7 protein-coding genes are annotated in these 21,473 nt (G+C 59.2%); 6 read left to right on the forward strand and 1 reads right to left on the reverse strand.

Features of this window, described 5'->3' with window-relative positions; genetic code table 11:
• The first annotated feature begins 20 nt into the window (after window positions 1-20).
• The 3 genes from ACTD9P_RS19010 to ACTD9P_RS19020 all read left to right on the forward strand — a co-directional run bounded on the left by ACTD9P_RS19010 (window position 21) and on the right by ACTD9P_RS19020 (window position 18,150).
• A complete protein-coding gene (locus ACTD9P_RS19010) occupies window positions 21-17,300 on the forward strand; it encodes a two-partner secretion domain-containing protein (RefSeq protein ID WP_438868912.1) in 17,280 nt (5,759 codons plus the stop codon).
• A complete protein-coding gene (locus ACTD9P_RS19015; protein WP_438868913.1) occupies window positions 17,297-17,725 on the forward strand; it encodes a contact-dependent growth inhibition system immunity protein in 429 nt (142 codons plus the stop codon). The genes ACTD9P_RS19010 and ACTD9P_RS19015 overlap by 4 nt, the downstream gene beginning before the upstream one ends.
• Window positions 17,726-17,919: 194 nt before the next feature.
• Entirely contained in the window at window positions 17,920-18,150 is a 231-nt protein-coding gene (locus ACTD9P_RS19020) for a hypothetical protein (protein ID WP_438868914.1), read from the forward strand.
• 284 nt (window positions 18,151-18,434) lie between these two features.
• On the opposite strand, the gene ACTD9P_RS19025 is transcribed toward ACTD9P_RS19020, so the two are convergent.
• Window positions 18,435-18,737, reverse strand: a complete 303-nt coding sequence (locus tag ACTD9P_RS19025) for a DUF6124 family protein (protein ID WP_438868915.1) — start codon at window positions 18,735-18,737, stop codon at window positions 18,435-18,437.
• Window positions 18,738-19,350: 613 nt separating this feature from the next.
• Between ACTD9P_RS19025 and ACTD9P_RS19030 the strand changes: the two genes are divergently transcribed.
• From ACTD9P_RS19030 to ACTD9P_RS19040, 3 genes are all read left to right on the forward strand, one after another.
• Window positions 19,351-20,340: a hypothetical protein gene (locus tag ACTD9P_RS19030; RefSeq protein ID WP_438868916.1), complete on the forward strand. Its 990-nt coding sequence runs from the start codon at window positions 19,351-19,353 to the stop codon at window positions 20,338-20,340.
• Window positions 20,341-20,342: 2 nt separating this feature from the next.
• Window positions 20,343-20,705: a hypothetical protein gene (locus tag ACTD9P_RS19035; RefSeq protein WP_438868917.1), complete on the forward strand. Its 363-nt coding sequence runs from the start codon at window positions 20,343-20,345 to the stop codon at window positions 20,703-20,705.
• A 176-nt stretch (window positions 20,706-20,881) separates the two neighbouring features.
• Window positions 20,882-21,244, forward strand: coding sequence for a hypothetical protein (locus tag ACTD9P_RS19040; RefSeq protein WP_170038613.1), 363 nt, complete (start codon window positions 20,882-20,884; stop codon window positions 21,242-21,244).
• Window positions 21,245-21,473 lie beyond the last annotated feature (229 nt).

Raw genomic sequence — 21,473 nt, forward strand, 5'->3', positions numbered from 1 at the left:
TTCGGGTATCGAGACACAACATGGACGTTCGCCAGTTCGCCTTCCTCGTGCGCCAGCCTTCTGCTGCCGTAAAAAGCCGTTCCCACTTTTTGGGGCTGCCTAAACGCGGGTTGGCGTTGATCCTGGCCAACGCGATGTTCTGGCACCCGTTGCTGGCCCAGGCCGACGGCATTGTGGTCAGTGCGCCGGGCACAGGCCTCGCGCAGGCGGGCAATGGCGTGCCCATCGTCAATATCGCCGCACCGAATGCCAATGGCCTCTCGCACAACCAATTTCATGACTATAACGTCGGTGCCAACGGCGTCATCCTCAACAACGCCACCGACCGCACCCAGGCCACACAACTGGGCGGCATCATTGTCGGCAACCCGAACCTGCGCGGCACCGCTGCCAATATCATCCTCAACGAAGTCAACGGTGGCAGCCCCAGCCAACTGCGCGGCTACACCGAAGTGGCGGGGCAGTCGGCCCATGTGATTGTCGCCAACCCGTATGGCATCAGTTGCAACGGTTGCGGCTTTATCAACACGCCGCAAGTCACGCTGACCACCGGTAAAGCGGTGATCGAAAACGGCCAGATCAGCCGCTATCAAGTCGATCAAGGCAGCGTCGCCATCGAAGGCGCGGGCCTCAACGCGACCAATGTCGACCAGTTCGAAATCATCACCCGCGCTACCACCATCAATGCGCAGATCCAGGCGAAAAAACTCACCATCGTCGCCGGGCGCAACGATGTGGACGCACGCACCTTAAACCCCACCGCACGGGCGGCAGATGGCAGCCAGGCGCCGGACCTGGCGATTGACTCGTCGGCGTTGGGCGGCATGTATGTGGGCGCGGTCAAGCTGATCGGCACCGAGGCCGGTGTGGGCGTGAAGCTGTCGGGCGATATGGTCGCTGGCGGCGATATTCAGATTGATGCTGCGGGCAATGTGGTCATGGGCACAACCACGGCAGGCACCTCTGTCGCCGTCAAAGCGGCCAGCTTGCAAGCCAAGGCGGCGGTCTACGCCGGTACTGATCTGTCGGTAAAAACCCAAGGTGCGCTCACCACGCAACAAACCCTGGCCGCCAAGGACAGCATCGCGCTGGACGCCGGTGGCCGCTTGACCAACAACGGGATCATCGAAGCAGGCATCAACGCCGATAACAGCCGCAATGCCCAGGGCGATGTGCGCTTGACCGCGCAGGCCATCGACAACACCGGCAAGACCGTGATCGCCAGCCGCGACCTCAGCGTCAATACCGGCGAACTGGCCAACCAGGGCGGCACCTTGAGCGCCCGGCGCGACGCACAGTTGACGGCCACGCAGATCGACAACCAGAACCAGGGCCGCATCCTCAGTGCGGGCAGCCTTGGGGTCACAGCCGGGCAACTGCTCAACAGCCAAGGTGGTTTGGTCACCAGCACCGGCAACCTCACGGCGGGCATCGGGCAACTGATCAACCGCAGCGGCGAGCTGTCGAGCCAGGCGCAGGTCACGCTGCAACTGAATGAACTGGATAACGTCGCCGGCCTGGTCTCGGCCGGCCAATCGCTGAGCCTGAATGCGACGGGGCTGATCAATAACCAGGGCGGGCGAATTGCTGCACGCCAAGCCGCGCAATTGCGGGCCGCTTCACTGGACAACAGCCAAAAGGGCGTGCTCACCAGCCAAGGCACGCTGGGTATTGAACTGAGTGGCACCCTGGCCAACCAGCAGCAGGGACGGATCGAGTCCACCGGTGGTGCGCAGGTCAAGGTCGGTGCGTTGGATAACCAGCAGGGCGGTGTGCTCAACAGCAGCCAGACCCTGAACCTGACGGCGGGTGCGGTGAATAACAGTGGCGCAGGCCAGATCGCCAGTGCCCAGGGCCTGAACGCGAATCTCGGCAGCCTCAATCAACAGGACGGCGGCCGCTTTTACAGCAACACCGACCTGAACCTCAACCTCAACCAGGGCCATCTGGATAACCGCAGCGGGCTGATCAATGCCACCGGGCAATTGACCCTCGACAACCTCAACAGCGTGGACAACCGCCAGGGCGAAATCTCCAGCGCGCGGGCCTTTACCGTTGCGGCACGTACCGTCGATAACGCTGCCGGCAAGTTGCTCAGCGACCAGGGGCTGACCCTGCAGATTGCGCAGACCTTGAATAACAGTGCGGGATTGATTGCAGCCACCGGCTTGCAGATCGATGTCGCCAGCCTGGTCAATGACCAGAACGGCAGCGTGAGCAGTCGCGGTACGCTGAACGCCCGTGTGGCGGGCATGCTGGATAACCGTGGCGGTAGCCTCAGCGGCGCCGGTGCAAGCCAGCTCAGTGTGGGCAGCCTCAACAACGGCAGTGGGCGTCTGGCCAGCCAGGCCAGTTTGAGCCTGGACCTCAATCGCGGTCATCTGGACAACCAGGGCGGCGTGATCAGCGCGCCCGGCCAGTTGCTGCTGAATCACTTCAACAGTGTCGACAACCGCAACGGGGAAATTTCCAGCACCACCGGCTTCACGCTGCAAGCTGACACGCTGGATAACCGCAGGGGCAAGGTGTTGAGCGAGCAGTCGCTGACCCTGGCCATCGCCCAGGCCTTGAACAATGCGGCCGGCCGGGTGAGTGCGACATCGTTGCAGGTACAGGCTGGCAGTCTCGACAACAGCAGCGGCCAATTAGTGGCTCGCGACAGTTTGAACCTGGGCGTTGGTGCAGCACTGCTCAACCACAGCGGGGAGATCCTGAGCCGTGATGTACGGCTCACGGCAGGTACGCTGGATAACGCCCAAGGTCGGGTGCAGGGCGACAATCTACTAAAGATCGACAGCGGCGCACTGAGCAATCGTAATGGCACGCTTGCCAGCGGCCAGGCCCTGCAACTGAGCAGCGCCGACCTCAATAATCAGGGCGGCCAGCTAAGCGCCGGCGGCACCCTGCAACTGCGTGCCGGGCGGGTGGACAATAGCGCGGGCGGGCGCATCAATGGCAAGGCCCTCAGCGCCAGCGTGACCGGCCTGGACCAGCACAACGATGGCCGTCTCTACAGCCAGGGCGATGTGAGCCTGGACCTTAACCGTGGCCATTTGAATAACCAGGGTGGCGTCATCAGCGCGCCGGGCTCACTGCTGTTGAGCAACCTCAGCAGCGTCGACAACCAAGCTGGGGAAATCTCCAGCGCCACAGGTTTCAGCCTGCAAGCGGACAGCCTGGATAACACCCGCGGCAAGGTCTTGAGCGAGCAGGCGCTGACCCTGCGTATCGCCCGTGTACTGGAGAACGCCAAAGGCCTGGTCTCAGCCGCAAGCCTGGACGCCCGCACCGCAAGCCTGGGCAACCAGGACGGCACACTGCGTGCCCGTGATGGCTTTAACCTGAGCGTCGACGGCCTGCTGGACAACCGCAGCGGCAAGTTGCTGGCCAGTGATCTTTCGTTGGCGGCAGGCGGTCTGGACAACAGCAACGGTCAGGCTCAAGGCGACCACACCCTGGCGATCAACAGCGGCGCACTGACCAATCAGCACGGCACCCTGGCCGCGGGCAGCCACTTCACGCTCACTGCAGCGAGCCTGGATAACACCGACGGTAAGCTCACCAGCGACGGCGCCTTGGCCGCCGCCATTTCCGGGCACTTGCTTAACCAGGTCGGCCTGTTGGCGGCCACTGGCAACCTCAGCCTGAACCTGGGCAGCCTCGATAACCAACGCCAGGGACGCATCAGCAGCAAAGCCGACCTGACCCTGGCCGGCAACACCCTCGATAACCGCGCCGGCAACCTCGGGGCGGTCGGTGTGTTGAAACTCAACGCAACCACCCTGGATAACCGCCAGGGCAGCGTGTACGCGAACAATCAGCTCCATCTGTTGCTGGGCGATGCCCTGAACAACCAGCAAGGGACCTTGCGCGGTGACGCCAAGCTGGACCTGAAAGCCGGCAAGGTGGACAACAGCGATGGCGGGCGCATCAGCAGTGGCCAGTCGCTGAACGCCAGCGTGACCGGGCTGGATCAGCACAATGACGGCCGGCTGTTCGGCCAGGGCGATGTGAGCCTGGACCTCAATCGCGGCCACCTGAACAATCAGGGCGGTGCCATCACCGCACCGGGTCAGTTGCTGCTGAGCAACCTCAACAGCGTCGCCAACCAAGGGGGTGAAATCTCCAGCAGTCGTGCGTTTACCCTGGTTGCCGAGACACTGGACAACAGCAACGCCAAGGTCCTCAGTGAACAGGCGCTGACCCTGCGCATCGCCCGCGCGCTGGACAACACCAAGGGCCTGGTGTCGGCCAAGACGCTGGAATTGCATGCCGGCAGCCTGAGTAACCTGGGTGGCACGGTCAGTGCCACCGAAGGCGCAGCGTTGCAGGTCGACGGTGCGCTGGATAACCGCAACGGCAAGCTGCTCGCGCGCACTGCCTCGGTCAATGCAGGCTCCCTGGACAATCGCCAGGGCTTGCTCCAGGGCGATGCCACGCTGAACCTCAACAGCCTGGGCGCCGTGGATAACCGTCAGGGCACGCTGTTTGGTGCGCAAGCGTTCGATATCGCCGCCGCGAGCCTGGATAACAGCGGCGGCAAGTTGACCAGTGATGCTCGGTTGACGGCGCGCATTGTCGGGCAGTTGCTCAACCAGACCGGTCAGTTAACAGCGGGTGCCAACCTGCAACTGGCTGCCGCCAGCCTCGACAACAGCGCCAAGGGCAGCCTCTACGCCAAGGACCATTTGCAGCTCTCGGTCAGCGGCGGGTTGAACAATGCCCAAGGCACGCTCAACAGCGACGGCACGCTCGCTCTCACCGCAGGGCAGGTAGACAACAGCGCCGGCGGGCGCATCACCAGCCAGCAGCAACTCACCGCATCCGTTACCGGCCTTGACCAACACGGCGACGGGCGCCTCTACAGCCAGGCGGGCGTAAGCCTGGACCTGAACCACGGCTACCTGAACAACCAGGGCGGCTTGATCCATGCTCCGGGCGCGTTACTGCTGAGTAACCTTGCCAGCGTGGATAACCAGGGCGGGGAAATATCCAGCACCCAGGCGCTGACGTTCACCGCCGATAACCTGGATAACCGTCGCGGCAAGTTGCTCAGTGAACAAGGGCTGGTGGTGCGTATCAGCAAGGCTCTGGACAATACCAAGGGTCTGGTTTCCGCCACCGGACTGGATCTGCGGGCGAACAGCCTGGTGAATGCCGAAGGCGCCCTCAAGGTTCGCGACGGCCTCGCCGCGTACGTCGAATCGGCACTGGACAACCAGCAAGGCGAAATCCTCGGCGCCACCACCACCCTGGCTGGCGCGTCACTGGATAACAGCCATGGCCTGATCCAGGGTGACAAGCTGCTCACCCTTGATCACTCGGGCGCTGTATCTAACCGCAATGGCCGCCTTGTCACGGGCCACGCGTTGAACTTGACGGCTGCGAGCCTGGACAACACCCAGGGCACACTCACCAGCGATGGCACCCTCAACGCCTTGATAAGCGGGCAGTTGCTCAACCAGGCCGGGTTATTTGCCGCCAGCAGCCAATTGCAACTGACCGCCGCCAGCCTGGATAACCAGGCCAAAGGCCGTCTCACCGGCAAGAGCGACCTGAGCCTGGCTGTCGGCCAATTCGACAACCGCGGCGGCAGCGTTGTGGCGACAGAGCAGTTGCAGCTTAACGGCACGGCGTTGGATAACCGCGACGGCGGCCTGGTCAACTCGGGCAAGGCCATGACCCTGGTGATTGGCACTCTGGATAACCGCGCAGGTGAAGTCTCCAGCGTTACCGACCTGTCACTCACCGGCAGCCTACTCGATAACAGCATGGGTGGGCGCCTGCTGGCCAACGGCGAGATGCAGCTGACCTTGCAGCGCCTGGACAACCAACTCAAGGGCATCATTTCCGGGCAGCGATCGATCAGCCTGAACGCCGCGCAACTGGATAACAGCCGCGAGGGCAGCCTGTACGCCAAGCGCAACCTGGCCATGGTATTGAGCGGTGACCTGAACAACCAGCAAGGCGCTCTGCGCAGCGACGGCGGCTTGAGCGTGCACGCGGCCAGCCTCAACAATGACCGCGGGCGCATCAGCAGTGCCGCGCCATTGGTACTGGCAACCACAGATGCAATCAGCAACCAAAAGGGCGAGTTGCTCAGTGCTGTCGCCTTGACCTTGACCAGTGCCAGCCTCGACAACCAGGGTGGCAAGATCATCGGTGACGGTGCCGTGCAGGTCATCACCGGCGCCTTCAACAACCAGCAAGGCGGACGCCTCACCAGCGCCGACCGCCTCGACCTGGCAGCCGGGCAGGTGGACAACCGCGGAGAGGGCCGCATCGCCAGCGCCAAGGCCCTCACCGCCAGCCTCACCGGCCTCGACCAACGGGACGGCGGCGAGCTTTACAGCCTCAGCGCCCTGAGCCTGGACATGAACAAGGGCCATCTGAACAACGCCGGTGGCTTGATCAATGCGCCTGGTCCGCTGGTGCTCAAGAACCTGTCGAGTGTCGCCAACCAGGGCGGCGAGATCTCCAGCAAACAAGCCTTCAGCCTGGCGGCACAAAGCCTGGATAACACCGGGGGCAAACTGCTGAGTGACCAGGCGCTGAGCCTCAAGATCGAGCAGGCGCTGATCAACCTCAAAGGCCAGATCTCAGCGGCCGGGCTCACGGCGCAAGCGGCGAGCCTGGACAACAGCGAAGGGGAGTTCAGCAGTACCAGGGACCTGTCCCTGGCATTGGCCGGTGCATTGCTGAACGTCGACGGCGAAGTTTCCAGCGCTGGTGCCAGCGTGGTCAACGCCATCACCTTGAACAACCGCAACGGTCAGGTCATGGGCGATGTGAGCCTCGACCTCACGACCCTGGGCGCGTTGACCAACCAGGGCGGCACCGTGGGCGCGGGCCAGCGCTTGCAGGTCGCTTCGGCGAGCCTGGACAACAGCCAGGCCGGTAGCCTGGTCAGCGACGGCAGCCTGGCGGTGAACGTCGCCGGCTTGCTGGACAACCAGGCCAAAGGCAGTGTGTTGGCCAAAGGGCTCGTGGATATTCAGGCGGCAAGCCTGGATAACCGTGGCGGGCGTGTTTCCGGGCAAAACCTGCTGACCGTGCGCGGCAACAGCCTGGATAACCGCACTGGCGTGATCCGCGCCAATCAGGACTTGAACCTGCACCTCGGCCAGTTGGACAACCGTGAGGGCGTGCTCAACAGCCAGCAGGCCCTGGGCGTTACCGGCCAGTCGCTGAGCAACCAGGGCGGCTTGATCAGCGCCGTGGGGCCGGTGCATTTGAGCCTGGATAACGTCAATAACAGCAAAGGCCGTATCGCCAGCCAGAGCGACCTGGACGCCACCCTCGGCGTGTTGAACCAGCAAGGTGGCGAGCTGGTTGCCCAAGGCAATCTGACCCTTCGCGGCACCACCCTCGATAACCGCGACGGCGGTTTGGTAGGGGCCACAAAAGCGCTGAAACTCAAGGTCGACAGCTTGGATAACCGCGCCGGTGAAATCTCCAGCCAGATAGACGCCGAACTCAGCGGCCAATCCCTGGACAACAGCGGCGGCAAGCTACTGGCCGGGACCACCCTGCAATTGACCGTGGCCCAGGTGATCAACCAGGCCAAGGGGCTGGTGTTCGCCCAGGAGGCGCGGTTTACCGGTACGCGCCTGGACAACGCCCAAGGCACCTTTGCCGGCCAGCGTGCGCTGGCCATTCAGCTGGCAGCGGGGTTGGACAACACCCAGGGCAAGCTCAGCAGCGAAGGCACTCTGACGCTGGGCAGCCAACGTATCGACAACACCGGCGGCAGTATTTCCAGCGCCGGTACACTGGGCATCACCAGCGCCAGTGATTTGCTCAACCAGGGCGGTATCGTTGAAACCGCCCAAGGCCTCACGCTGACTAGCACCCGCCTTGACAACAGTCAGCAGGGCCTGCTCAAAAGCCAGGGCGCCGCGACCCTCAACACCGGGCTTTTCGACAACACGCTGGGCGGCCGCCTGATCAGTGCCGACCGCCTTGACCTCACGGCCACCCAGCTCAGCAACGGTGGCCGCATCGCCAGCGCCGGCACCCTGAACGCCAACTTTACCGGCCTTAACCAACAGGGCGGTGAGCTGTTCAGCAACACGCAACTGAACCTGGACATGAACCACGGCGAGGTGAACAACGCCGGCTTGATCAACGCGCCGATCCTGGTGCTGAAAAACCTCGGCAACCTCAACAACCAGAACGGCGAGATCTCCAGCCAGAACGCCTTCACCCTGGCCGCCCGCAACCTCGACAACAGCAACGGCAAGCTGATCAGCAACCAGGCACTGACCCTGCGCGTCGAGCAGGCCCTGGCCAACGTCAAAGGCCTTGTCAGCAGCGCCAGCCTCATCAGCCGCAGTGCAAGCCTGGACAACACCGACGGTCTGCTCAGCAGCCGTGGCGGCCTGGATATCAGCGCCAGCGACCTGATCGATAACCAGCGCGGCACATTGATTGGCGACGGCGCCTTGCTGCTGACCGCCGCGAACCTGGACAACCGTGGCGGCGAGATCGCCGGCAAGGCCGAACTGGCCGTCAACGTCAACCGCCTCGACAACCGCAAAGGCCAATTGATCGGCACCCAGACCCTGCACGTCAGCGGCGCCAGCCTTGATAACCGGGGCGGTCTGGTAGGCGCCACAAAAGCGCTGAAACTCGATGTAGGCAGCCTCGATAACCGCGCCGGCGAACTGACCAGCAACGCGGACCTCAGCATAACCGGCCAGCGCCTGGACAACAGCGACAGCGGCCAGGTGTTCGCGGCCAGCGGCCTGAACCTGGCGGTCGAGCAACTGCTCAACCGCCAGGGCGGCAAACTCAGTGGCCAGCGCCTGTTGCTGACGGGCACCGGCCTGGACAACACCGGTGGCAAAATCCTCAGCCAGCAACCGTTAAAGCTGACGCTGGACGGTGACCTGGACAACAGCCGGGGCCTGCTGAGCAGTGAAGGCACCCTCGAGGTCAAGGCGCGCAGCCTCACGAACACCCAGGGCAGCCTCTCCAGTGCCCAGGGGCTGAATGTCGGCGTTGCTGGCCAGTTGAACAACCAGAACGGTGAACTGGTCACCGACGGCGCCTTGGTACTGAGCAGCGCCAGTTTGGGCAACCAGCAAGGCAGCATCAGCGGCAAGGGCGCGGTGGCGGTCAGCACCGGCGTGCTGAATAACCAGAGCGGGCGCCTCAACAGCGGCGACACCCTGAACCTGACGGCCAGCCAAGTGAACAACGGCGGCAGCATCGGCAGCGCCAAGGCCCTGACCGCCAGCGTCACCGGCCTTGACCAGCAGGGCGGCAAGCTCTTCAGTAACAGCAGCCTGAGCCTCGACCTGAACAACGGTCAGTTGAACAATCAGGGCGGGCTGATCAACACGGTCGGTCCATTGCTGCTCAATAACCTCACGACCGTCAGCAACCAGAACGGTGAAATCTCCAGCGCCCAAGCCTTCACCCTGGCCGCGCAAAGCCTGGACAACAGCAACGGCAAACTCTTGAGCAACCAAGGCCTGACCCTGCGCCTCAACCAGGCCCTGGCCAACGTCAAAGGCCTGATCGGCGCCGCCAGCCTCAACGCGCACGCAGGCGCCGTGGACAACCGGGGCGGCACCCTGACCAGTCGCAGCGACCTGCAACTGACCAGCGACGGCCTGCTCAACAACCAGGACCAAGGCCTGATCAGCGCCACTCAAATGCTGACCCTGCACAGCGCCAACCTGAACAACCAGAACGGCAGCCTGCTCGGTGCAACGGGCGTCACCCTCAGTGCCATGGCCCTGGACAACAGCGCTGCCGGCCTGATCAACAGCCAGGGCAGCCTTAACCTGAGCGCCGCCAGCCTTGACACCGGCAGCGGCGGTGAAGTGTCCGCCAAAGGTGCGATGGACCTGAACCTCAGCGCACTGGCGCTGGCCGGCGGCCGCGTGGTGGGCGAACAGCGAGTGACCCTGGACCTGAACAACAGCGACCTGGACAACCGCAACGGCCTGATCCTCGCCAAAGGCCCGCTGACCCTCAACCGTCTGCGCGCTTTCAACAACCAGAACGGCGAGCTTTCCAGCCAGCAAGACCTGGCCCTGAACACCGGCACCCTGGACAACAGCGGCGGCAAGTTGATCAGCAGCCAGGTGCTGACGGTCAACGCGGCCAACCTGATCAACCAGAACGGCTTGGTCTCAGGTTGGCAGGGCCTGAACGTCGGCGGTGGCAGCCTCGACAACCGCAACAACGGCACCTTGTCCAGCCGCAACGGCGCGGTGGATGTGCGCCTTTCCGGCGAGATGCTCAATGGCAGTGCCGGTGCACTGGTCAGCCAAGGTGCATTGAGCGTCAGTGCCACCAGCCTCGACAACAGCGGCGGTATTCTCTCCAGCGGCGCGGGGCAAAGCCTCGTCGTCAGCGGTTTGCTGAACAACGCCAACGGTGGCCTGATCGACAGCGGCACCGACCTTGACGTGCAAGCCGCCACCCTGGGCAACCAGGCCGGCACCGTCAATGCACAGCAAACGCTGGCCGTCACCGCCACAGATCTGCACAACCAGAGCGGCACACTGGCCAGCAATGGCCGCCTGACCCTGAGCCTGCTGGGCACCCTCGACAACACCAATGGCAAGCTGGCCAGCGCTGGCGCGTTGCTGTTGCAACGCGCGGTTCAGGTCAACAACCAGGGCGGCCAGATCGCCAGCCAAGGCCTGCTGACCCTGCTCGCCGGCGGTATCGATAACCGCCAGCGCGGCACCATCGCCGGCAAGGACCGCCTGGCAATCACCAGCACCGGCCTGCTGCAAAACGACGCCGACGGCTTGATCTACAGCCAGGGTGCCGACCTGCAGGTGAAGGCCGTTGGCCTGAGCAACCGTGCGGGTGTGGTGCAGGGGCAGAGCGGTTTAAGCCTGGACGTCAGCGGCGACCTTGATAACGAAGGCGGCAAGCTGCTGGCGCAGACCGGTGATGTGAGCGTCAAGGCCAATTCTCTGGATAACCAGGGAGGCACACTGGCGAGCCTGAATGGGCTACTGGATGCCAACGTGGCGGGCATGCTACGAAATGGTACTTCCCTTAGTAACCAAGCCGGCATCGCCCAAGGACAGCGCTTGAACCTGATTACGGGTGGCATCGACAACCAGGGCGGCCGTATTGTCGCGCAGGGTGCAGAGGCTGTGATCAGTACGGGGAACTTCTTTAACGCCAAGGGTGGGTTGTATGCCAAAGGGTTAATGCGGGTTGGGGCGCAGAACTTTGATAACAGCAACGATGGCCAGATTGCGGGTGGCCAGATTGACCTTGGGGTGATCGGCGGGCTCAGCAACCAGTCCGGCATTATTGAAAGCGATACCACGCTGAGCGTACGGGCCAATAGCATCAATAACCAGAGCGGCAAACTGCGTGCGCTGGGGCGTGACGGCAAGACCCTGTTCCAGATAGGGAACCTGTTTGATAACCAGTATGGGGTGGTGGAGACCGCCAACAACGACTTGACCCTGGTGGCCAATACCTTCAAGAACACCAGTGGTCAGCTGTTGCATATTGGGCAGGGGGACTTCGATATCTCTCTACCCAACGTCACCGGCGCCGGGGGCAGTATCGTCACCCGTGGCGGCCTGACCTTGAACGCCGATACCTGGACCAACAGCGGCGTCATCCAGGCAGGCCGTCTGAACGTCAACGTCAACACTTTTACCCAGACTGAAACTGGCCAGCTCCTGGCCTCCACGCGCTTGGAAGGTAAAGGCGGTAACTGGACCAACCATGGCTTGATCGCGAGCGACGGCAGCATGGGGTTGCAGTTGACCGGCGGCTACGAGGGCAATGGTCGAGTCAGTAGCGTCGGCACACTGGACGTGACTACATCTCAACTGACCCTCAATGAGCCGGCAAGCATGGCCGGCGGCGGGGCAACCAACGTGACCGTCAGCGGGCAGTTGACCAACCGTGGACGTTTGACTTCCAACAGCGGGATGAACATCAGTGCTGGCGGTGTCACCAACCTGGGTACCTTGGCGAGTGCACAGACCCTGCTGGTCAATGCTCAGACCCTGACCAATGATCGCATCCGAGCGAATGAAGGTTCATTGCTGCTCAGTGGCGGCGATATGAAGCTTCAGGTAGGGACGCTGACCAATACCTATAGCGATATTTATAGCCTTGGGGGGATAGAGGTAGGTGGCTATAACGGTGCCGAGCGGGCTGCGCGGGTCGATAACCTGTCGGGGCGGATTGAGTCGACGGGGGATATGTCGCTGAAGGCGGCGGTTGTGAGTAATAAGATGGAAGGGTTTAGTGTTAAGACAACTAACTTGATATCGTCCTCTATTGGTGTTCGGTGCCTTGATTGCAATTCGGTTGGTGACAAAGGAGTTTTTTCATCTCATATTGTTTGGCAGCAAAAATTTAATGTGGAAGCGTCCGGTGAGCAAGTCGCCGCTAGTATCGTTTCTGGGAAAAAGCTGAATGTGGTGGGCGATAAGTTTGAGAACTTAAACTCCTCGGTTTCAGCTGTTAATGATCTCAGTATCATTGTTTCAGATTTTAATAATACCGCCAGCGCGTTGGGTGGCTATACAAGTCTGAAGTATATAGCTATGCGCCCATCTATTGATTTGTGGGGGAAGCTGCTGAATTATAATGCTATTAATGATCCTACTTATAATAAAAATATTCATTTTTGGAACGCTGCGGAACAAGAATCAATAGTTGGGCTTAAGCCAGGTACTGACCGTGGTCAATCCATTGCGACCTATAGTTATAATTTCGGACCGAAAGGGGGGGTTGGGACCAATATCCCTAAACCCCGATATACCCCTGGAGTAACGAGTGCAGCACCACCAGAAATCACCAACGCAACACCTTTCGCCGAAAAATTAATTGCGTCTGCAGGCTCAAGTTTTGTTCCCGCTATCATTCAAGCGGGCGGTAATGTCATTATCAACGCCGCCAACAAAGTCACTAACGGTGTAGAACGTTCCTTCAGCATCGCCGCCGCCGGCCCATCGCGTAGCACCAATACCCAAGTTACAGGCACGGGTAGCCCAACCATTATTAACCTTAACCGGCAGTTGCCTCCGGATCTGGCTCAACAACAGGTCAACCCGCTGACTCTCCCGGGTTTCAGCCTGCCCAGCGGCCAAAATGGCCTGTTCCGCTTGAGTGGTCAGGGTGTCAGCAATGGTCAGGCGGTCCAAGGTCGTTCCGGCCCACAAAGCTGGACCATGGGCGGGGTGAGTGTCGGACTGGCACAGCGCCAACAGGCGCTGCCCGAAACACAGGGCCGCACGATACACCTGGATGATGTTTCCCAACTCTCCGCCAACTCACGACAGGTATTGGTAGCCGCTCGGGAAGCCAGTGGCATCACCGCCAATGCCAGTACCCTAAATGTATCGGGTGTCGGTAATGCCGACACGGGCGTGTGGCAGCCCGGCCGGGTTACTGGCGGCGATATCGCGCAGGTCGATGGCATCAATACTCAGAACCCTGTGGCTGATCCGTCGCAGTCATTGATTAATATCACTCGCCCAGACCTTGATCTGCCTGCCCTGACTCCAGCCGAACGGGATGCCCGAATTGCGGTAAATACCCCTGATGGGTTGTCAGGCGCTACTCGCCCGGATCTGCATGTGCCAGGTCTTTCAACTGTGGACCGTGGTACCCATGTGTCAGGTGTTTTGCCGGGGGATGTTCGCCCGGACCTTAATCTCCCTGGGCTCACGCCGCTGGCCCGTGACCGGCAAGTGGCTGTGGGTACGCAACAACCGACCGTTGCGGTAGCGGATGCGACCGCCTCGCGCGACCCACTGGTTGTGGTTGCACCCGTTGCAGGGCCTGAGACATCGAGTGCCGGTAGTCGACCTGCTCTAGTGGTTGCGCAACCACTGACTGGACAACCGACGTCGTTCACCAGCCAGACCATCAATCGTGTACAAGGTCTGGCCAGCAGCAATGCCGTTTCACAACCGCACAAATACTTGATCGAAACCAACCCTGTACTCACCGACCTCAAGCAATTCATGAGTTCTGATTACCTGCTGGCCGGTCTTGGCTATAACCCTGACGAAAGTGCCAAGCGTTTGGGAGATGGGCTCTATGAACAGCGCCTGATCCAGCAAGCGATTGTTGAACGCACCGGCCAGCGTTTTATTGATGGTCAAACCTCTGATGAGGCGATGTTTCGCTATCTGATGGACAACGCCATCCGTAGCAAGCAAAGCTTGGATCTATCAGTAGGGGTGTCGCTGACCAATCAGCAAGTCGCCGCGCTGACCCACGATATCGTTTGGCTTGAAGAACACGTAGTCAACGGCGAAAAAGTATGGGTGCCGGTGGTCTACCTGGCCCAGGCCAATAACCGATTGGCACCCAACGGCGCCCTTATTGCCGGTAACGACGTCAGCCTTATTGCCGGCAAGGACCTGGAAAACGCCGGCACCTTGCGCGCCAGCAATAACCTGTCCGCGGCTGCCGGGAACGACCTGACTAACAGCGGCCTGATCGAAGCCGGCAACCGCTTGGATCTGCTGGCGGGCAATAACATCGTCAACAAGTCCGGCGGCATCATCACCGGGCGTGATGTGTCTCTGACGGCAATCAAGGGCGATGTGATCAATGAGCGTAGCGTGACCGGGGCGGGCTACGACATAGGCTTCTCAAAACATAACGACTACGTTGACAACGCCGCTCGTATTGAAGCCGCCAACGACCTTACTCTCAAGGCCGGACGAGATATCGCCAGCATCGGCGGTGTACTGCAAAGCGGGCGCGATACGACAATCAGCGCTGGGCAAGACGTCCATCTGATTTCCGCCGAAGAACACAACACCATGAATGGCGGTCAGCGCTATCGCAGTGAGGACATTACTCAATACGGTTCCAGCATTGAAACCGGACGCGACCTTAAGGTTGCGGCAGGCCGTGACCTTACCGCTATCGCCAGCCGGATTGATGCCAAGCGCGACATCACCATGAACTCAGGCGGCAATTTGTTCCTGGTTTCCGGTGCTGATGAGGAACACTCCTATCGCAAGACATCAAGCACCAAGCGTCAGGAAGATCATGTCAGCCAAGTCGCAACCACGCTGACGGCCGGTGGTGATGTCGTCCTTGGTGCTGGCAAGGACCTGGCGCTGATTGCCAGCCGTATCACAGCGGGCGACGAAGCCTACCTGGTGGCGGGGAATAACCTCAGTCTTCTCTCCGCAGAAGACAGTGATTACTCGCTATACGACATGAAGAAAAAGGGAAGTTTCGGGAGCAAACAAACCCAGCGAGATGAAGTGACCAAGGTCGTCAATGTCGGTAGCGAAATCAAAACCGGTGGCGACCTCACGATTCAGAGTCGGGGAGATCAGAAGTACCAGGTAGCCAAGTTGGACAGTGGCAACGACCTGAACATTGCCAGCGGTAGTGGCGTGACGTTCGAAGGGATGAAAGATCTTCATCAGGAGAGCCACGACAAGAGCAAAAGCAGCTTTGCCTGGAACTCAATGAGCGGCAAGGGCAACACCGACGAAACCCTCAGGCAGACCCAGTTGGCTGCCAAGGGTGAAATCATCATCAAGGCCGTCGATGGCCTACATATCGATGTCAAACAAGTCAACCAACAGACGGTCAGCCAGGCTATTGATGCGATGGTGAAGGCTGATCCGCAGATGGCTTGGCTGAAGGACGCAGAGAAACGTGGAGATGTTGATTGGAAACTGATCAAGGAAACGCACGACTCGTATAAGTACAGCAACTCCAGCCTCGGACAAGGGGCGATGCTGGCGATCATTATCATCGTTACTGTTCTGACGGCGGGTGGTGCGAGTGCGCTGGCAGCTTCAGCAGGCAGCGCCGTAGGCGCAGGCGCAGGCTCGACCATGGCCGCTGCCACAGCAGCGACCGCAGCAACGTCAACGAGCGCAGCAGTAGCCGCCACATCAGCAGGGCTGGGGAACATTATCGCGACGGGGGCTTTGACGTCGTTAGCTGGAACCGGCGTGGTCAGTACAATTAATAACAAGGGCAATTTGGGGCTCGCCCTCAAAGATACGTTCAGTAGCAGCAGTTTGAAGAACGCAGCCGTTGGCGGGCTGACCGCTGGCATGTTCGCCTATGCCGACACTACATGGTTCAAGAGCCCCAGTGGCGCCACTAACGGTGGATCGCAAGTCACCGCTGCAGGGCCGGTCCAAAATCCAGGCTATTCCAGCGATATGCTCGGTTGGAAAAGCGCTGAACAAACGCTACTGCGTAGCGGCACGCATGCGCTGATCAGCAGCGGAGTATCAACGGCTATCAATGGTGGCAGCTTCAGCTCAAATCTAGCGAATGCAGCACTTGGCGAAGCCGTTGATCTTGGAGCTGCGGCTGGCAACAAAGCAATTGGGGATTTAGCACACGGGCTAGGGGTAAACGCAGCGCTGGCAGAGAAGTTAGTGCTGCATGCTGCTCTGGGCGGGCTTATCTCCAAGGCTAGAGGTGAGGATTTTGCGAGCGGTGCGATTGCCGGCGGCATAGCAGAGGGGCTTACTCCAATTGCTAATGCTCTGCTGGCTGATTTCGTAAGTTCACGCTTTGATTCTGCTGATTTGAGCGATCAAGGAAGCCAGTACAAGATAGCGACGGGGCAGATCATCGGTCTGATCGCTGCCGGGATGGCAGGAGGTAATCCCGCGACAGGTAGTCTGATCGGAGGATCAGCCGAGAAATATAATGATCAGGGATGGCACGGTGATCCCACGAATCTGTTTGACGACAATGGTCTGCCTCCTCAGGACTCACCGACAGCGCTAGATAATCTGAAAGCTCAGGTATCACTGTTTATTCTTTTCGGGTTGATGCCGGGACTGCGTGGGCTAAGAGGGCTATTTGGTGGGAGCTCTGAAGGGTTGCTCACTGAAACAGCCATGTTGAGTGAGGCAGAAAACGGCCTTGGCGCTGCTACAACAGGTGCTGGTCGGGTTTCAGGTGGTGCTAAAGTCACTGGCGTAGGTGGTGACGCGGCTGAAACTGAGGCTTCGGCAAATGGCGGTGTAAAAGAGGCTGGAAGCTCTGCGACTAAGTTGAGTCAGGGAGAGCAGAAAGCGGTGGCTAGAATTGATAACATATTAAAAAACTTCAAAGATCATGATATCGAAGGTACATTGAAAGACATGGCTGGAGATCCAGTTCCTCGGAAGAATGGCAGTGGTTACTATGATCATTTGAACGAAATGCAGGAGCGGATAAGAGGGCTTACCAACCATGCAGAAACGCTTAAGAATGTAAGTAACCCAGAGGCACAAGCGGCCCGACAGGCAGCTTTGGATACTTTAAAACGTATTTCTGACTCTCTAAATGGTGCGGGTATATGAAAAAGACATTTCGTGAAATAGATGAGAGTAATGGGTTTAAGTGGGAAGTTGAGCCTGATCCTGATGAGTCTGCGCTTGAGTCATGGCACAGGTCGATTCTGGACACTCCGATAACTGAGCTCGAAATCGGCGACCTTTGCAGATCGGTCAGGCAAGATATGTATACGTCGGAATTATTGCCTGTCGTGGTTCGCGAGTTGGATAAGGAAGTGCTGGTAGGATTCCTGGATGACGCCGAGTTGCTAAAAGGAACCTCAAGATTACCGGAGGCAGTCTGGGCGAAGAATTTACTGCTGACGCAAAAAATGTTGAATGTTCTGCGGCGAGATAAAGAGCTTATTGCTGCGGAGCCTCGCGCTGTCGAATATGTCGAATATACTCAGGCGCTAGAGAGGAAACTGCTGGCAGCGCTTAACGGCAAATGACACAAAGGACCTACGCGGGGTGCTTCTTTCGCCACGGAGTTTGATCCTAAAACGGGCGATACGAGGCAATGGATGGAAAGCTATGACCATGCAGGAGAAGTAATCCGTGTCCAGCTGAAAAGCATTAATGGGCAGCCTGTTGATGCTCAGCACTACCCTCCGACTGGAGCAGAGCTAAAGAGTTGGGGGCAGCAATGAGCATGAAAGACATAGTGGCTGACAGACTTGGAAGAGTAGTTGTTGATGGATTTGATATTTTTAAAATATCAAAAGAGGCACTCGATATTTACCAAAATTCAAACCTTTCTCTCACAAAAGATTTAGACATTGCGTTGTTGTCACTAATGGCAATGGTCGAAGGGCCAGAGTTTGAGATGACAGAAAAAGAATTTTATGATTTTTTAACTGATATTCGACAGATGTAGTTTTCTATATGCCCAACTTAAGCGAAAAGGGGCAGAATTGAGTGGCACTTACTTAACCTTCTTCGAGTGTCCATTTTCCTGACCTCGGAAAAGGGGACAGATTTGAATGGCACTTACTTAACCTCCTTCGGGTGTCCATTTCTTCTGACACGTCCATTAAATTAATCTGTCCCGTTTCTCTTGGTCCCCTTTCTCTAGGATGCACCGGCAAGCGCAGATATCCAACTGACAGAACCGATCAAATGTGGGAGCGAGCAAGCCCGCTCCCACAGTTTTTATTGTGTTCAGGCGGGCGGGGCTGTGGGTTTCAGGCACTCGATGGAGCGATCCACCGTGGTCTTGGCCATCTCCAGCAAATGCCACACCGCCAGAATCTTCGCGCGCTGGGGGCTGGCCAGCAGGTCACCGCAATTGAGTGCAGTAGCTGAAGCACTGTCGAGCAAGCTGGCGGTGTAGAGCAGGGCGTCTTCGAAGCTCAGGTCTTCGATTTTAACGCCGTTGGAGGGCAGGTAATGGTCGATGGCGCGGTTGAAGGCGGCGCGGTCTTTGGCGGTGTTGCGGGGTGGGTCGGGGACGACTTTTTTCATGGTGTTGCTCCTGGATGATCAAGGAGCCGACACACTTCGCGACTAAACGTAGGGTGGCAGCTGTACGCAGGTTAGTCGACCGGTCAGGAGCATCCGGCGCGCCCGAAGGCGCCCTGCGCACAGCCACCATAAAGCTTTGATGGGACGATGCGTCTACTCCTAAATCCGGGCGACTAAACCCGATCACTGATAAGCAGTGACGGGCCGCAGACTAGCCATCGATTCGAGCAGGCACAAGGCGGCAAGGATTGTCTAGGAAACGTCCTGCAATTTAAAGAGACGTGCCCTGCTGGCCCTTTAAAAACCATGACCAAATGCCACTAGCCTCGCCACAGATCGTTCCCACGCGCAGCAAAGGAACGCAGCCTGGGACGCTCCGCGTCCCGCCCACAACATTCAAGTTTTGCGCAGGTGTGACGCGGAGCGTCACGGGCTGCATTCCCACGCGGGAGCGTGGGAACGATCTATCAAGTCCGGCCATTTTTGTAGGCGTTAATTCTCAGTGATGTAGGCAACTTCCCAAATATCACTCAGCCATTCCGACCTTGTGTCCGAGCCCTGTTCGCTTGCTTATATTCCGACGCCATCTTCATTGCATTCAGGGATACGAAGCATGGCGCAGGGCTATATCAACGACCGCCTCACGGACTACCTCAGTTTAAAAAACCAGTTGATGGGTCATGCCCCGGGCCGGCAGCGTGCCGATCATTTCGATGTGCTGAACCGGCACCTGCGTCATGGGCTGGTGAGGCCGGGGCAGTTGGTGATTATTCCCGATCCCTACAGCGTGACCTGCTCACTGGAAGAGGCCTGGCTTGTGCGCCATGCCGAGGCAATCAGTCGGGAGCTGGACGCGCGCGTTGCAACCCAAGTGGTCAACAACTATGACTTGCTGCAAAGCCTTCTGGGGTACGGCTCGTTGGGAGCGGGCAGCGCAACCTCGGCGTGGGCGCGGCATCTGGACGAAGTGGCGCAGACGCTGGAAGAGATTGAGCGGCTGCACCAGCGCCTGAAAACCGCAGGCTTGGAGCGTGAGGCTTTTTTGCGCCAGCGCCAGGCGTTGTTTGGGCTGCTGGACACCCAGTTGCAAGGCGCGGCGCGATTTGGCACGGGGTTGCGAGGTAATCAGGCGCTGAAAAAGATATTGGGGATTTCAACCAAAAGCTATCTGCACAAGGGTGAGATTGCCGGGTATGCGCAGCGGATGCGGAGCATTGCGCAGACCTCGAAGTGGTTGGGGATGGGCACCTATGTGGGCTTGGCACTGGACGTGGGCGTGGCCGGGTTGGAGATTAAGGAGGCGTGTGTGGAGGGGCGGGAGGCGCAGTGTCGGCGGGCGAAGTATGTGGAGACGGGGAAGCTGGGGGGTGGCGTGGTGGGGGCTTATGTGGGAGGGACGGTAGGCGCGAAGATCGGCCGACTCGGCTGTAAGGTGTTTTTGGGGGTAGTGGCTAAAGGAAACGGGGACCTGGCCTGCGCAGTGATTGGCGGCGCTGCGGTAGGGTATACAGGAGGCACCCTATTCGGCGCTGGCGGCGCCTTTCTAGGCGGGCAAATCGAAGAGATCGACGGTGATTTGATCTTCCAACCAGAAGGCGCTTAAGAATGGATTTTCAACTCATCCTGGCAATTTTCTTATGCGTAGGCGGGCTAATTTTCGCAGGGCTGACTTTATACGCTGAGTACACAAAGCTCGAAGCGCTGGAAAGCTACTTCAGTGAAAACAAGATGGTCTGCGACAACAAACGTTTTTGGGGTAGAAACAAGCATATCGACAGGTTTCATCGCATGCTCCTGATCACAGAACTGTTGGGCATGCCTAAATTTCACATCAAAAGAGGCGAGGTGACCGAGGCCGAACTGGCTTGCGTTCCCCTTTCCCTCAAGCGTTGGGCGTTGTGGCCGTATCATTTTGGGATGGTATTGGTCGCTGGCGCTGTTCTCTGGGCCTACTTGTATGGCTGGTAGCCTGCAGCCATCAGATCGTTCCCATGCGGGAGCGTGGGAACGATATCGCCAGAATCTTCGCCCACTCCTGGAGGGTTTGCAGTGGGCAATGTAGTTGGCGATTTCGGTGCGTTTCTGGGCGGAAAAATCGAAGAGATTGACGGTGATTTGATCTTTCAACCAGAGGGCGCATAAGCATGGATTTTCAACTCATCCTTGCAATCATTCTATCCATAGCGACATTCGTTTTTGGCGGACTTACTTTCTACGCCGAGTGCACAAAGCTCGAAGCCCTGGAAAGCTACTTCAGCGAAAACGAGGTGGTCTGCGCCAACAAACGGTTTTGGGGCAGAAACAAGCACATCGACAGGTTTCATCGCATGCTCGTGATCAGTGACCTGTTGGGCATGCCTAAATTTCACATCAAAAGAGGCGAGGTGACCGAGGCAGAGGTGGCGGCTGTCCCTCTGTCCCTCAAGCGTTGGGCGGTGTGGCCGTATCATTTTGGGATGGTATGGTTTGCTGGCTGTATCCTCTGGTCCATCTTGTATGGCTGGTAGCCTGCGGCCATCAGATCGTTCCCACGCTCTGCGTGGGAATGCATCCTGGGACGCTCTGCGTCCCGCCCACAACATTCAAGTTCTGCGCAGGTGTGACGCGGAGCGTCACGGGCTGCATTCCCACGCGGGAGCGTGGGAACGATCTGAATGACAGAGCCGACCAAATGTGGGAGCGGGCTTGCTCGCGAATGCGGTGGGTCAGTCAGCATCCATGTGTCTGGCCTACCGC

The organism is Pseudomonas onubensis, assembly GCF_965653655.1.
Taxonomy (GTDB): domain Bacteria; phylum Pseudomonadota; class Gammaproteobacteria; order Pseudomonadales; family Pseudomonadaceae; genus Aquipseudomonas.